This window comes from Herbiconiux ginsengi, assembly GCF_900107435.1.
In the GTDB taxonomy this organism is placed as follows: domain Bacteria; phylum Actinomycetota; class Actinomycetes; order Actinomycetales; family Microbacteriaceae; genus Herbiconiux; species Herbiconiux ginsengi.
Genome location: NZ_FNPZ01000005.1, coordinates 185460 through 200303, shown reverse-complemented (window position 1 = coordinate 200303; position 14844 = coordinate 185460). Strand labels below are relative to the sequence as shown.

Annotated in this window: 9 protein-coding genes and 1 pseudogene; 7 read left to right on the top strand and 3 right to left on the bottom strand. The window is 62.2% G+C overall.

The window, feature by feature from the left end; genetic code table 11:
* Positions 1–63: 63 nt before the first annotated feature.
* The 7 genes and pseudogenes from BLW00_RS19960 (at position 64) to BLW00_RS19930 (ending at position 10762) form a co-directional block, all read left to right on the top strand.
* Entirely contained in the window at positions 64–1488 is a 1425-nt protein-coding gene (locus BLW00_RS19960; RefSeq protein ID WP_092557545.1) for an MFS transporter, read from the top strand.
* A 126-nt stretch (positions 1489–1614) separates the two neighbouring features.
* A complete protein-coding gene (locus BLW00_RS19955; protein WP_245741702.1) occupies positions 1615–3315 on the top strand; it encodes a glycoside hydrolase family 3 protein in 1701 nt (566 codons plus the stop codon).
* Positions 3308–5056, top strand: a complete 1749-nt coding sequence (locus BLW00_RS19950; protein WP_092557541.1) for a family 43 glycosylhydrolase — start codon at positions 3308–3310, stop codon at positions 5054–5056. The genes BLW00_RS19955 and BLW00_RS19950 overlap by 8 nt, the downstream gene beginning before the upstream one ends.
* A gap of 77 nt (positions 5057–5133) precedes the next feature.
* Positions 5134–7284: a hypothetical protein gene (locus tag BLW00_RS19945; protein ID WP_092557539.1), complete on the top strand. Its 2151-nt coding sequence runs from the start codon at positions 5134–5136 to the stop codon at positions 7282–7284.
* A 372-nt stretch (positions 7285–7656) separates the two neighbouring features.
* Positions 7657–8118, top strand: a complete 462-nt coding sequence (locus BLW00_RS23125; RefSeq protein ID WP_139256820.1) for a hypothetical protein — start codon at positions 7657–7659, stop codon at positions 8116–8118.
* A 329-nt stretch (positions 8119–8447) separates the two neighbouring features.
* A pseudogene (locus tag BLW00_RS19935) lies at positions 8448–9263 on the top strand (IS481 family transposase); the annotation flags it as partial.
* Positions 9264–9658: 395 nt separating this feature from the next.
* Positions 9659–10762: a glycerate kinase gene (locus tag BLW00_RS19930; RefSeq protein WP_092557602.1), complete on the top strand. Its 1104-nt coding sequence runs from the start codon at positions 9659–9661 to the stop codon at positions 10760–10762.
* 258 nt (positions 10763–11020) lie between these two features.
* Here BLW00_RS19930 and BLW00_RS19925 read toward each other — a convergent pair whose 3' ends face one another.
* The 3 genes from BLW00_RS19925 to BLW00_RS19915 all read right to left on the bottom strand — a co-directional run bounded on the left by BLW00_RS19925 (position 11021) and on the right by BLW00_RS19915 (position 14799).
* A complete protein-coding gene (locus BLW00_RS19925) occupies positions 11021–12658 on the bottom strand; it encodes a purine-cytosine permease family protein (protein ID WP_092557534.1) in 1638 nt (545 codons plus the stop codon).
* 35 nt (positions 12659–12693) lie between these two features.
* A complete protein-coding gene (locus BLW00_RS19920) occupies positions 12694–13146 on the bottom strand; it encodes an SRPBCC family protein (RefSeq protein WP_092557532.1) in 453 nt (150 codons plus the stop codon).
* Between the two features lie 315 nt (positions 13147–13461).
* Complete coding sequence (locus tag BLW00_RS19915) at positions 13462–14799, bottom strand: PucR family transcriptional regulator (RefSeq protein WP_092557530.1); 1338 nt, start codon at positions 14797–14799, stop codon at positions 13462–13464.
* Positions 14800–14844 lie beyond the last annotated feature (45 nt).

Below are 14844 nucleotides of genomic sequence, written 5' to 3'. Positions count from 1 at the left end.
ACGTAGAGGAGGGGTTACGCCATCGTGCGTGGCTCACACATCGCCCGAGTAGAGGACAGTTCGATGACGACTGAGGTTTCGACAACGACGATCACTGCGGCGTTGCCGGGTGTTTCGGGAAAGTACGCCCCCGGCAGCCGCCTGCGGCGGTACATGCTCACGTACTCCTTGGCGAACCTCGGAATCAACCTGATCTGGGGTGGGGTGCTCGCGATCCTGATCCCGCTCCACGTGCAGGGGATCGAGTTCGCGCAGTACTTCACGGGTGCTGATGCCTCGGTTAACTTGCAGGCGCTGACCGCGCTGCAGGCTCAAGTCACCGCCGGTGAGGTGTCCCCCAGCTCTGAGCAGGCGAGGCTCCTTGGTCTTCTCGGTGACTACGAAGCGGCGAAGGCGAACGGCCTGGCGTTGGTGTCCTCGGTCGGTGTCCTCCTGACCATGTTGGTCCAGCCGGTCGTAGGCATGCTGTCGGACCGGACTCGCTCACGGCTCGGGCGCCGGGCACCTTTCATCGTGGGTGGCGTCGTCGGGGGAGGAATCCTGCTAATCGCACTGAGCTTCGCCCCGTCCCTGGCACTTGTCGTTCTTCTGCTTTCTCTCCTGCAGCTGAGCGTGAACATCGCCCAAGGCCCGCTCACTGCAACCGTCGCGGACCGGGTCCCCGAAGAGCGTTTGGCCACGGTATCTGCCGTCACGGGTCTGGTCTCGTACGTGGGTTCCATCGTCGGATCCGTCGCCGCGGGGACACTATTTGCCGCGCTAGGATTGGCTGCCTACTACCCGTTCGTCGTTCTTTTGGTGCTGCTGCCGATCATCTTCGTGCTCGCTTCGCGTGACCGATCCTCGAAGACACTCGAAGTGTCACCTCTCCGTACTCGTGATCTGTTCAAGTCGTACGGCTACGCGCTTCGCTCACGTGACTTCCGGTGGGCGTGGATCGCGAAGGTGGTCCTGTTCATCGGTGTAGGTGTCAGCTCGGTGTACAGCATCTACATGCTGCAGGCCTACGTGCAGCCCACATTGTCCGCCTCAGAAGCCGCACAAACCGCACCGCTCCTTGGGCTGGTCGCTTTGCCTGGCACGCTGGTGGGCATGGCCGTGGTAGGCCGTTGGTCGGACAGGTCTGGCCGACGGAAGCCGTTTGTGATCGTCGCGTCACTGATTATGGCTGTGTCGTTTCTGGTGCCATTCTTCTGGCCGAGTGTGACCGCGCTGTTCGTGCAGTCGGCGATCATGGGCGTGGGGTTGGGTGCGTTCCTGGTGGTTGATCAAGCCCTGTTCATCGACGTGCTGCCCGACCCGAACTCGGCCGGTCGGGACCTGGGAATGGCCGCACTCGGGCAGAATCTCGGTTCGGCACTGGGGCCGCTCCTAGCAGGGACGGTGGTGGCCCTGTCATCTGGCTTCTACGGCTACGTCTGGCCGGTCGCTTTCGTCGTCGCGCTCCTCGCGGCGGTCGCAATCATCCCGATCAAGGGCGTGCGGTAACTCACCGCCTCCTCGAGCCAAATCTTCGACTAGAAAACACGGACTATGCCCAATTCAGCATCGATCTACCCGTACCAGGACTCTTCGCTGTCCGTTACTCAGCGGGTCGAGGACCTACTTCAAAGAATGACCATCGACGACAAGGTGGGGTTGATGTATCAGCCCATCGCCCATGTCGGAGACCTGGATGCATCCGCCGCGTTCGTGCCCCTAACGAACCGGCAGCTTCTCTCGCGCCGGATCAGTCACTTCAACATCCTTTGGACCACCAGCACTCGTCAGGTCGCGGAGTGGAACAACGCCATCCAGTCGACCCTGCGCGAACACCCTCTCGGCATCCCTGCAACAATATCCAGCGACCCCCGCCACGCATTCAGCAACAACCCGGGCGCGGCGCTCATGGCGGGTCCCTTCTCTCAGTGGCCCGAACCGCTCGGAATGGCGGCAATCGGGAGCGAGGATCTTGTCCGAAGATGGGCTGAGGTAATCCGACAGGAATACGTCGCTGTGGGTATCCGGGCCGCGCTACATCCGCAGATCGACCTCGCGACCGATCCTCGCTGGGCGCGAATGTCCGCAACCTTCGGGGAGGACGCTGCGACCACCTCCCGGCTCGGGATCGCCTACGTTCTCGGCCTCCAGGGAGGTTCGGAAGTCGGCCGCGAGTCGGTGTCAGTCATGGCCAAGCACTTTCCGGGTGGTGGGGCGCAGAAGGACGGTGAAGATCCGCACTTTTCGTACGGCAGACAGCAGGTGTATCCCGGTGGAAACTTCGACCTTCACCTGGAGCCATTCCGTGCGGTGATTGACGCGGGGGTTTCGCAGATCATGCCGTACTACGGGATGCCCGTCGGTACCCCGTATGAGGAGGTCGCGTTCGGATTCAACCGGCAGGTGATCACCGGCCTGCTGCGCGAGCAACTCGGTTTCGACGGCATCGTGTGCACCGACTGGGGGATCCTCACCGAGCGGCCCTGGGGCGTCGAACACCTGTCAGTCGAGGAGAGGATCATCAAAGCACTCGATGCCGGGGTCGACCAATTCGGCGGTGAAACCAGCACCGACGTCCTGATTCGATTGGTAAGTAGTGGCCGCGTCGCGGAATCGCGAATCGATACCTCAGCACGTCGGCTGCTGCGGGAAAAGTTCCGGTTGGGCCTCTTCGACGACCCGTTCGTCGACGTCGAAGCGGCCATCCTCGCTGTTGGTACCGAGTATGCCAAGGAAGAAGGGCGCAAGGCGCAGGGCGCCGCGCAAGTTCTCCTGAAGAACTCTGATTCTGCGGCCCACCTGCCGCTGGAGCGTGGCCTGCACGTCTACGCAGAAGGCGTCGACGGTGATGTCCTGGCGGAGTGGGCGACAGTCGTGGCGACGCCTGACGCCGCCGACGTCATCATCGTTCGACTCACCGCGCCGTGGGAAAGTCGCGGAGAACCGGGCACACTCGAGACCTTCTTCCACGCGGGGTCCCTCGAATTCCCCGAAAACCAACTAACGCACCTTCGTGAACTGGCTGCCTCTGCCCCGCTCATTGTGGACATCTACCTTGACAGGCCCGCAATCATCGCACCCGTGACCGCGATCGCCTCGGCCGTCATCGCCAATTTCGGCTCGGCGGACAGCGTATTGCTGAGCACCCTGTTCGGTGACGTTGCCCCTGAGGGCACACTGCCCTTCGACATACCTTCCTCGATGGAATCCGTCCGCGAAAGCCGGCCAGATACCCCGTTCGACACCGCCAATCCGACGTTCCGATTCGGGTTCGGCCTCGAATACGACACGGGGCGCATAGTCACCGTCGCCTTGCCGGACGCGAACAATGAGTGAGGCGCCAGCAAGCTTCATCTGCAACCCCATCGACCTGCCTTACCGGTTTCAACACATACGGCTTCCGGATGGGACCCGAACCGTGCACCGTGAGGGAGCAGACCCGTCCATCGTGCGTTTCCGAGATCGATACTTCGCTTTCGTCTCCATGACCCGCGGCTTCTTCCACTCGGCAGATCTTGTGAACTGGAGCTACCAGCACACAGACGCCCTGCCGGCTTTCGACTATGCGCCAGACGCTCGCGTAATCGACGGTGCACTGATCGTGACCGCTTCACGAATGTCCGGAACGTGCCCCTTCTTCAGAAGCACCGATCCCCTCCGGGACGGTTTCGTGGAAGTTGCCGCAGGCAGTTTCGCGTTTTTCGATCCGAACCTTTTCCAGGACCAGGACGGGGAGGTATACCTCTACTGGGGATGCTCCCCGGTGGAGCCGATCTACGCGACCCGTCTTGACCGGACCACGTTTGAGCCCACCGATGAACGGGTCGCCGTGATCAACGCGGACACCGACTCGCACGGCTGGGAAGTGCCAGGCGACATGCCGGAACCGAAGACGGAGGAAGAACGCGCCATCTTCGAACTGATCGGCGGACGCCCATTCATTGAGGGCGCCTGGATGACTCACCATGACGGCACCTACCACCTCCAGTACGCGGCACCCCAAACCGAATCCCACCTGTACGCGGACGGAATTTACACTGCGCCTACGGCACTGGGCCCGTTCACCTACTCCGCGCACAGCCCCTACTCGTCGAAGCCGGGTGGCTTCATCAATGGGGCCGGTCATGGCAGCACATTTCTGGACGCGCACGGTAATTGGTGGCATGCCTCGACGATGCGGATTTCCGTCAACCACAATTTCGAGCGACGTGTCGGGCTCTTCCCTGCCGGCTTCGACTCGGACGGAGTGTTGTTCTGCAATCAGAACTTCGCCGACTACCCGATGCGTATGCCCCAGCGTCAGCTCGATGTCAACGCAACCGTGTCACCCGAATGGATGTTGCTTTCGTACCGTGCCGATACGTCCGCGTCATCCTCGCACCCGGATCACGCACCCGAACTGGCCGTGAACGAGGACATCCGCAGCTGGTGGGTTGCGGGGTCAGCGGACCCCGGTCAATGGATCTCACTCGACCTGGGTTCCGTGCATTCCATCAGCGCCGTACACCTCAATCTCGCCGACCATGAACTCAACAGCCTCGTGCCGGAACGCGCGGACGGCGAAGACACGATGGCGGGCTATCGCGCGATCGACCCCGACCCCCATCCTGTTCAGCTCCGGGTGGAGGTGTCCGTGGACGGCGGCGAGTGGCTGCTCATCACGAACGGACCGCCTAAGGACACCGCGCACGAACTCCTCGTCCTGCATGAGCCACACATGGCCCGATTTGTGAGAGTCACCGCGGACGGTTCCATGCCGTTCGGTGCCCCTCTCGCGCTCAGCGGAGTCCGCGTGTTCGGCCGTGGGGTCGGTTCTGGCCCTGATCCCGTCACACCGACGATCCACAGATCTAGTGCCACACAAGTGAGTCTGGAGTGGCCGGCCAGTCCCGATGCCACCGGCTACAACATCCGGTACGGCATCGACCCCGACAAGCTCTACCATTCCTGGCTGGTGTATGACCAAGCAGATCTGGATCTAGCCACTCTGAACACGGGCGAGGAGTATTGGTTCGCTGTTGACGCGTTCAACGCGAACGGCGTCGCCCTCGGGCCGGTCACCGGAGAGCACCCCTAACGCAGTCGTCCTGGGCGACAGATACAGCTGCCTGTCATGCGCGGAGTTGCGGTGCCAGCGATAGAACGGAAAAGAAGATGGGCCGAGACAAGATCAATCGCGAGCGACTGGTAGCGCGCCACAACATTGTGCTTGACGAAGTAAGCGCCGAGCACGTCCTCACCGTGGGAAACGGAGACTTCGCGTACTCGTTCGACTTCACCGGTATGCAAACTTTCCCCCGACTTCACGACCAGTCGGCCGCCTGGAACAGTGCCCAGGCGGCGGCGGGAGGGAACATTGGCGCTGCGTTTGCGGCGCCGCCGACCATCGATACTGCCACAATGTCGAACTGGGGATGGCATGAGATGCCAAATCCGAACGGCTACGTCTTAGATGACGCGATGACGGACTACCAGACGGCGAGAGGCACAGTCTCCTACCCCGACCGTTACGCGTTCACGCCCGAAGGCAAAATCGCCGAGGGGTACGAAGCCGGCGCCTGGCTCCACGCCAACCCACACCGGCTCGATCTGGGGCGCATCGGACTTGTGCTGAGGGACGCCGTCGGAGCAGAGCCTGTCGAAGACCCGCAACGAGTGACCGCCGTAACCCAGTCGCTGGATCTGTGGTCCGGCGCAGCACAGAGCGAGATCACGTTCGCGGGCGTGCCAGTGACGGTGGAAACTGTGGCATCTCCGGACGCCGACAAGGTCGCATTCCGGATCACCTCGCCGCTGCTGGCCGACGGAAGACTGGCTATCGGGTTCCGGTTTCCGTACGGCAGCGACGGATTCCTACAAACCGGCGACTGGGACGCGGATGACAAGCACACCTCCACGCTCCAGACACCGGGGGAGGGGCAGGCGACGATTGGCCGAGAAATTGATAGCACCGGTTACACCGTTGACGTCAGATTCGATTCCGGGGACATCCGAGAGGTGGCCCCGCACAGATTTGAACTCACGACGGGGGCGTCCTCGCTTGAGGTGATTGTGACTTTCTCCCCTGGACGACTCAGTACTCTGGATCAAGAGTCGTTTGAGGAGATCAAAAAGCTAGCCAAGTCCGGGTGGCGCGACTTCTGGGAATCCGGTGCCGCCATCGAATTGTGTGCCTCTGACGATGAGCGGGCGTTGGAGCTGGAGCGGCGCGTGGTGCTATCTCAATACCTCACGCGAGTGAACTCGTCCGGTGTGCTTCCCCCGCAGGAGACAGGGCTCATCACCAATTCCTGGCACGGCAAGTTCCACCTGGAAATGCACTTCTGGCATGCAGCGCATTTCGCGGGCTGGGGGCGCCCCGAACTGCTAGAGCGAAGTCTCGCGTGGTACGTGTCAATCCTCGATGTGGCCCGCCAAACCGCGAGGCGACAAGGCTACCCCGGAGCGCGTTGGCCCAAGCAGGTCGGCCCCGACGGTCGGGAGAGCCCGAGCGAAATTGGTTCGTTGCTGATCTGGCAGCAGCCGCACATCCTCTATATGCTGGAACTCGCTTGGGGCGCCGCAACGACCGCCCATCGTGCGCAACTCCTCAACCACTTCGCGGAGTTGGTTGAGGACACGGCCACCTTCATGGGGGCGTTCGTGGAGGAGCGGGACGGTTCCTTCCACCTCGGACCGCCCGTGATGCCCGCGCAGGAGTTCTACGACGCACGCACCACCGAAGACCCCACCTTCGAACTCTCCTATTGGTGGTGGGGGCTGGAAATCGCTCAACGTTGGCGCGAGCGCAACGGCGATGCCAGACGCGACGACTGGACTAACGTGCAGAACCGTATGGCGCGGCCCCTGGTGCAAGACGGCACGTATCAGGCAATCGCGACACCGCCTTATCTCCGCCGCGACGACCACCCGTCGCTGCTGGCCGCGCTGGGAGTGATCCCACCCACTCCGCTCATCGATCCGGAGATCATGTCCGCGACACTGGAGGACGTCCTGCAGAACTGGGACTGGAACTCCGCCTTCGGATGGGACTACCCGGTCATGGCGATGACAGCTGGGCGACTCCACAACGCCGACCTCGCCGCCGACCTCCTCACGCGTGAAGCGATCAAGAACCGTTTCACCGCAGTCGGACATAGCCCCCAGCTCGGGTCCCTGCTGCCCATCTACCTGCCATCAAACGGGGCCTTGCTCGCCGCGATTTCACTACTAGCAACGGCGGGTCCAGACTTCGACCCTCTGTTCCCCACGACGTGGAACGTGAACGCAGAAGGATTCGTTCCCTGGCCAGATTCGAACCGGTAGCAGGCACGGGAGGTCTAAGCCGACCTGCCTGGGAGCTGTTAGAGGCAATCCCGTTCCGCTATCCGCGCCCTGCTCGATCGATAGCGCCCTGTCCAGGCGCGGTCATCCGTGCAATTTTGCGCGCACGTCTACGAAACGATGCAAAAGGGTTCCGCATAATTTTTGCATCAATCTGGGCTTTTTACGATGGGTTCTTGCGCCGCGCGGAATGGCGGGATCGCGGCATGGCGTCAACGGGCTCTCGGGTGGTGCGTAACCGATCGGTTACGCACCAACGAAGCCGACATGTCCATCGTGCTTCAGAATGAATCTTGAGCTGACAAGGTAGACGGTTCGCTGCGCGGCGCAGGTCAGCGAGACCAGGAGGATGCAGTGGGCGTAGCGGAATTTTTGTCACGGGGAGATGTCGTCAACGTGATCCTGACCAAAAAGGCGTTTCCCTTTGTTCGCGACGAAGAAGAACGGGCCCGCCTGAATCGCAGCCGCGATGGACTGCAGGGTCGAGTGATCTTCGCCGATCAGGCGGGGCTGCACGTGCACAGCCACGGTGGCCGCTGCATGCCTCTCTTCGCAGAAGACAGCAGCAAGATCGAAGATGCCGACCTCAACGAAAGCCATGGCACGTTTTTCCCCTGGCGTTCAGTTGTCTCCGTGGTCAGAGTTGCCGATTCTGAGCAGTACGAGACGGCCTGGCAGAAGCACGAACGCGATCAGCAGGCGTTCTATAACGCGAACGGATCATGGGCAGAGTCCAGCCACGAGTTCTACAAGTGGAGAAACTCCATCTCCCAGACGGCCTATGACGCCGCATACAACGATCCTGCGCGTGACTAGCCAACAAACGAGCTTCAAGGGGCGAAACGATCGGTTTGCACCACCCGAGAGCTTGTGTTGAGCTCGTCCCGCCCGCTGAGTCCAGGGTCAAAGCGAACGCGCTCAACCCGAAGCCTCAGATGCACAGAAACCAAGAAGATGCCGCCGGAATTGTTCCGGCGGCACCTCCTGATCTGGGCGTTTGGTTTCGTCGCCGTGAGCGTTTACGGGAAGGCTTCGACAGGGCCGCTAGGTGTAGTTCTTCGGGACGTTGTGAACATTTGAGGTAGGCGGAGACCTCCGGCACGCTGTGGGTTACCACACTCACATCGTTCAAACCGGAGGTCTCCGTGACTCACGCTAATGCCCCTTTGACGCCTGAAGGACGCAGACGGCTTGCCCTGTTGATAACTCGAGATGGGTGGTCCGTGCGACGTGCTGCGGAGCGGTTTCAATGTTCCCCAGCGACTGCGTCGAAATGGGCACACCGGTGCCGTGCGGGCTTGCCCCTCACCGACCTCAGCTCTCGACCACATGCATCGCCTGGCCGTTTACCGCGACGGACGGAACGACGAATTATCGGGCTGCGGTTCACTCGCCGGTGGGGACATCACCGCATCGCGGATCATTTGGGGCTTCATCGATCAACCGTCGGGCGGGTGCTTGCCCGCTACCGGATGCCGTTGCTGGCATGGGTGGACCAGTCCACGGGGCTGCCAGTGCGTAAACCGAAACCTGTCCGCTACGAGATGAGCGTGCCCGGTCAGCTCGTCCACGTCGACATCAAGAAGCAAGGTCGCATTCCCGAAGGTGGCGGGTGGCGGGTTCATGGGCGCGGATCCGCACAAGATCGGAAGGCGGGATCTGCTCGAGACCGTGCCACGCGCGCAGGAGCGCCCGGCTCACGCGGCTACCGGCATTTGCACCACGCCGTCGATGATTACTCCCGGGTCGCGTATTCGGAAATTCTCGACGACGAACGCAAGGAAACTGCTGCCGCGTTCTGGAAACGAACGAATGCGTATTTCTCCAGCATCGGAGTTACCGTCACCGCTGTGATGACCGACAACGGGTCCTGCTACCGCTCCCACGCCTTCGCCGACGCCCTCGGCGACATCCGCCACAAATGGACCAAGCCCTACCACCCGCAAACCAACGGGAAAGTCTGTGAAGACTTATCGTGGTGCTGCGTTGGGTTCCGTCTGACCCCGGCCAAGGTATGACCATGGTGTCCTTCGTTCGATTTGTCGGCGGAGCCTGGCGCAGCACCACGGAGTGCGCCGGCCAGACGGATCTGACCTGATAGGAGCTTGGACTAGAAGCCCCGTCACAGACCTGTCGACCGCCCGGCCGGCTCGCCCCATCCGTTCATTCATCCAGTCCAATGTCGTCAACGCCAAGCTGCGTGTCATGATCGTTGTCACGAACGCGGACCGCCCGCCCGGTGCAGATGCGAGCACGGTTCTCGATCCGTCACTCTGCGACTCCCCGCTGTGGCCCGATCTTGTCCAGAGCGCGTGGGTAGTGCGGGCGGAGTGTGCGCGTCCGGTAGCGTGTGGTCGTGAATGTCGTTTTCGCTCCTGACTCCTTTAAAGGCACGATGGGCGCCGCGAATGTGGCCGCCGCGTTGGCCGAGGGATGGTTGTGGGAGCGTCCCGAGGACAAAGCTGTGTTGTTGCCGATGGCTGACGGTGGCGAGGGAACGATGGCGGCGTTCGCCGCAGCCGTCCCAGGCGCGGAGCGCGTCGCGGTCCGTGTCACGGGCCCTGACGGGTCGCCGGTCGATTCGGCGTGGCTGCGACTTCCTCCCACGCCCGATCTTCCTTCGGGCACCGCGATCATTGAGCTCGGTGCGACATCCGGAATCGAACTTCTCGAGAGGTTGCGTCCGTTAGAAGCGCACACCGTGGGCCTTGGTCAGGCCATCGCGGCCGCCCTCACCGCGGGAGTTTCGCGGATCGTGGTTGGGTTGGGCTCGTCGGCGTCCACGGACGGGGGCGCCGGGCTACTACAGGCACTGGGCGCCCGTTTTCTGAACGCCGGCGGTGCAGATGTTCCGCCCGGAGGAGCAGGTTTGTCCGCCATCGCTACGGTCGACCTAACCGGCCTGGTATCCCTCCCACCAGGGGGCGTTGTCGCTCTGACCGACGTAACAAATCCGCTGCTGGGAGCGGCCGGATCAGCGGCAGTGTTCGGGCCGCAGAAGGGGGCCGATCCGGGTCAAGTTGCACAGCTGGACACGGGGCTTGCCCACTTTGCGGACCTGGTGGACGCGGACCCGTCGACACCGGGGGCGGGGGCCGCGGGGGGAGCAGGCTTCGGGCTCCTGGCGTGGGGCGCCACCCTTCAACCCGGCTCGAGCACCGTGGGGGAGCTCATCGGGCTTCCGAATGCCGGGGCTCAGGCGGACATCATCGTCACTGGAGAGGGATCCTATGACGGGCAGTCGGCAGCAGGCAAGGTGCCCGCGTACGTTGCTTCTCTCGCGGGGGCCGGCACGAGCGTCTTGCTGGTCGCCGGGCGTATCGCACCGGATGCCGAGCTATCCGCCTTTGCATCGTTCATGTCTCTTACCGACCTTGCCGGTTCTGCAGAGCACGCGATGGCTGACACCGGGCGGTGGTTGCGTGCCGCTGGTGCGCAGTTGGCACGCGGGGTTGTGTGAACCGGCAACCGATTTTCGAATTGACCACAGCTTCCCGTCGCATGCGCCCCTTGCCGTGATGGCGCCCGCCGTTTCCTTGGGTACTCGGCTTGAGCCGATCGTGCAGTGCTCGACGGACTCACTCGCGCCGGTTAGTGAACTGGTGAGTGGAGTGGGGTGGGTCCCTTCAACGCCGCCGCGAACACGACACCGGCGAGCACTCCCAGGGTAGGGCGCGCTCGCCGGTGTCGCGTGTTGTGTCGCCGGGGATTCCTTAGATCAGGTTCCGACTGTGCTTGTTGTTGTTGTTGTTGCTGCTGAGTCTGCTTCGTGTCTTGCGGCGGCGCGGAACGTGTGGCCATTGGCGCAGCCTGAGCAGATCGCCTGGTGGTCGTGGGACGGGTCGCGGTCCATTTCGATGGCGATGTAGGACTTCTTGCAGTTGTGGCATTGGACCCGGGTTTCCCAGATGTCTTCGACTTCCTCTCGCGGGTCGTGTGGCCGCGTCAGGGTAAACCATCGCTGCCGTGCGAACAGGAGCGCGAGGGCGTAGATTCCTGCGGCGAGGAGGAACGCGATGGGGAGGGCCCAGGTGGCACCGAAGGGCGTGTTCGTTGATAGGAGGGCGATTCCCACGATGGAGGAGATGACCCAAGCTCCGAGACCGCCGGGGTTTACTGCGGGGACGCGACCGGGTCTGAATTCGATGAGCCTGTTTTTCCTGTGGGTGTTCTTGCGCGACCGGTATGCCATTTGGACGAGGGCGATGGCCACCCAGGCGACGATGATGACTCCTTGGTAGGAGAGCCACTGCAGGATGAAAGAGAAGACGTCCAGGAACATCACTCCGAGCATGACGACGCCGACCACGACCGCCCACAGCCAGCGTGGAAGTCTGACTTTGAAGACCTGTGCGAAGAAGCTCTCCAGGTAGGAGGACGCGAGGTAGAGGTTGGCCGTGTTGATCTTGGTCTGGGTGGCAAAGATGAAGATCACCCCGAACACGCCCATCATTCTGACGATGCTTACGACCACACCGATCTCTGAAACTCCGTCTTGGGGGATTACCGCTACGAGGTAGATGCCGATGAGCCCGTTGATGAAGTAGGAGAAGAAGTAGAAGACTGGTCCGAACGTGATCCACCCGTTGAAGGTGGTGTCTTTGGGTCGGGCGAGTCGGGCGAAGTCGAACGTGTACATCATGGTGGCGTAGATGCCCATGTAGATGACGAACACGTACAGCCATCCTGGCCCGGCCAGAGCGGCGGTGGTTGCGGGGGGCTGGTTGGCCCAGTCAGGGTTGTACCCGTACGACACTGTTGCCCAGATGACTGCCCCGACCATGCCTGCGACGAAGATGGGGAGGAGCCACTTGTTTACGCGTTCAAGCCAGACCCGGACGCCTCCGAGAACGAGCGGGACGGACAGGGCAACGACCACGACATACCAAAGCTCGATGGGGCCGCCGAAGTAGGTGTGCAGTGCCACGGCGACGACGGACCCTTCGAACACCGCGAACCAGATCGCGGTCAGCGCGTAGATGATCGTGACGACCGCTGCGCCGGAGTAGCCGAAGAGGCTTCGAGAGAAGAGGCCGACGGTGAGTCCCGATGTGGTGGCAGTCTTCTGCATGAAGTAGTTAATCACCCCGTAGGTGGCACTGGCCAGGGCGATCCCGATGATGGCATCGGCGGTCCCGACGATCGAGGCTGCAGTCGCGGCGAGCACCACGGTGAACATCGCGGTGAGCAGCGAGGACCAGGCGAACGCCATCCCGGCACGCCCGATGCGCCAGGTTCGGGGCACCACGTGCTCGGCGTAGTCATCGCGGCCAGCGTCGGCGACGACGTCCGGGTCGTCGGTGTCTCGGACAACGAGTGGGGGCAGCGAGTTCTCGCCTGTTCGGGTGGTGGACATTTTCGGTCTCCTTTGACCTGCGTGAGAGGTTGGGTTCAGTGAGGGATGCGGGTTGACGCGAAGCGGACTTTGACCTGCTGCAGGCCTGCGCCGTAGATCTGATCGGCAAGCAGGTGGTTGTTTGCTGCGGCGTCTGCGGCGTCGCTGTCGTAGGTGCTGCTCCAGTCGACGAAGCTGCCTCCGGTGTCGGAGATGAGGGTGACGCGCATCGTGGAGTAGTAGTTGGAGAAGGGAAATGGCCCTTCGGTCAGGTGATAGGTCAGGGTTCGAGCGACGTCGTCGCGTGCGACGAGGGTTTCCTTGACGACGCGTCCATCGGTGAGGGTAATGACGCGTTCACAGCCGAGGAGGTCGACGGGTTGATCATCAGTGATGATGCTCCCTGCGACGAGCGCGAGGTAGTCCGGAGTTCCGTTGAAATTCTTCAAGAAGTCCCAGACGATGTTTGGTGGTGCCTCGACGACGGTGCTGGCGAATGAGTGGGGCATGGCAGTTCCTTCCGTCTAGCTCGTGACCGTGGCGGTGCGGTAGGTGACCGTGCCGTCAGGAACGAGCGAAATTGTGATATTCGCACCGGGCTGAGCGGGACGGGTGGGTACGGGCCGCGCTCCCGGGGCTGTCTCAGCATGGGACTTTCCACGGTCGCAAGGAATGGATCAACGGCCTACGAAATGACGCATCGCAACTGTGCGATCGTCACAGTTGCCCCCTGTCGGCGAAGCGAGTTGAGTCGCACGGCGGCGCGCTCGAAGACCGCCGATCTGGATGTCTTGACCGGCGGTTTTGAGGCAGTTTGGGGAGGGTCAGTCCTGAAGTTTTTCCCAGCGGAGAGCGACGGCCATCTCAATCAGGTCTGTGAGGTTCAGCGGGTCGAACCCGGTGAGCTCGTGTATTCGCCGCACCCGGTTCGCGACAGTATTGATGTGCACATACAGCTGCCTGGCGACCTTGGCTTGGGAGAGATTGTTGTCAATGAGGGACACGAGCGTCTCTCGAAGCTGCGGGTTGCTGTCCAAACCGTTGAGCCGGGATGCCGCGAGGAGGTTGCTCATGTGCGGCCGTGCCCGCAGCAGCTGTTCGATGAGCACCTCATGGTAGAAAGCAACGCGCTCGGCGGGCCGGGTCTCGGCAACCTTTGCCGCATCGATGGATTGTTGGCAGCCGGCGCTGGCGGTGCGAAGGTTCTGCGCTGGCTGCCCTACTCCCACCGCGCACCCATCAGGAATCCTGGCCGCCTCGATCGCCGCTCTCAGAGCGGCGTCCCCCTGATCTGCTTCCTCCGCTGCGACGACGAGCACAAGGGTTGCGTCTGCCACGTTGCCGGTGAGCACCCGTGCATGATTGGTCAGTTCAAGCCGGGTTTTGAGCCGTCGCAGTGCGCGTTGCGTTTCCAGCTGGTCAACCCCCGGTGGCCATAAGATCGCGATCGACACGACGGGGGTCTCCACGTCTACGGAGAGCAGCCGTCGCCAGTCTTCCATCTCGACGTCGTTCAGGGTCAGGCCGCTCGCGACGGTCGATACCAGTTGGTTCTCCGCTGATCGCAGGGCCTCTTCGGCAGCGGTGAACGTTTCGCGGTACGAATTGATTATCTGTTGTGTGAGCGCATCAAAAGTGGAGGTCAGAAGATCAGCGACTGTCCCGGCCCGGAAATCGACCAACTCGCGCGTGTCCGCGAACAAGTCCAACATCAGCACCCGTTCCGTGAGCCGGAAGGCTTGGATGACTGATTCCAGCGGCACCAGCTGGCGCGCCCTAATTGCCCCGACGCTGCGGGCGTGGGAGAGGTCCTCATAGGTGGGGACCTTCCCATCCCGCAGCACACGCAACGCCAAGTTCAGATTTGCCCTCGTGGAGGGGATCAAATCCGTCTGCTGAAAGAACTCAGAAGAGTATCCGGGGTACTCGTTCCACACCTTCTCGACGATGAGCGTGGTCATCGCTTCAACATCGGGGGTGTAGTTCAGTTTGGACTCGGACGCCACCCGGGCATCGTACCGCCGCAGAGGCAAGGCGCTCAGCTCAGACCCGCCTGTGACATCGCCGCGCGACTGTTCCTCATTTGCTTTCTCATCCGGTTCGGTTTCCGGTAGGCGCACCCACGCGCTCGAGAGGATTCCCCAGACCTGCAGTGCGTACATGGTGAGGGCGGCGGCATTGCGAACCTGTCTGTTCTGATCGGTGGT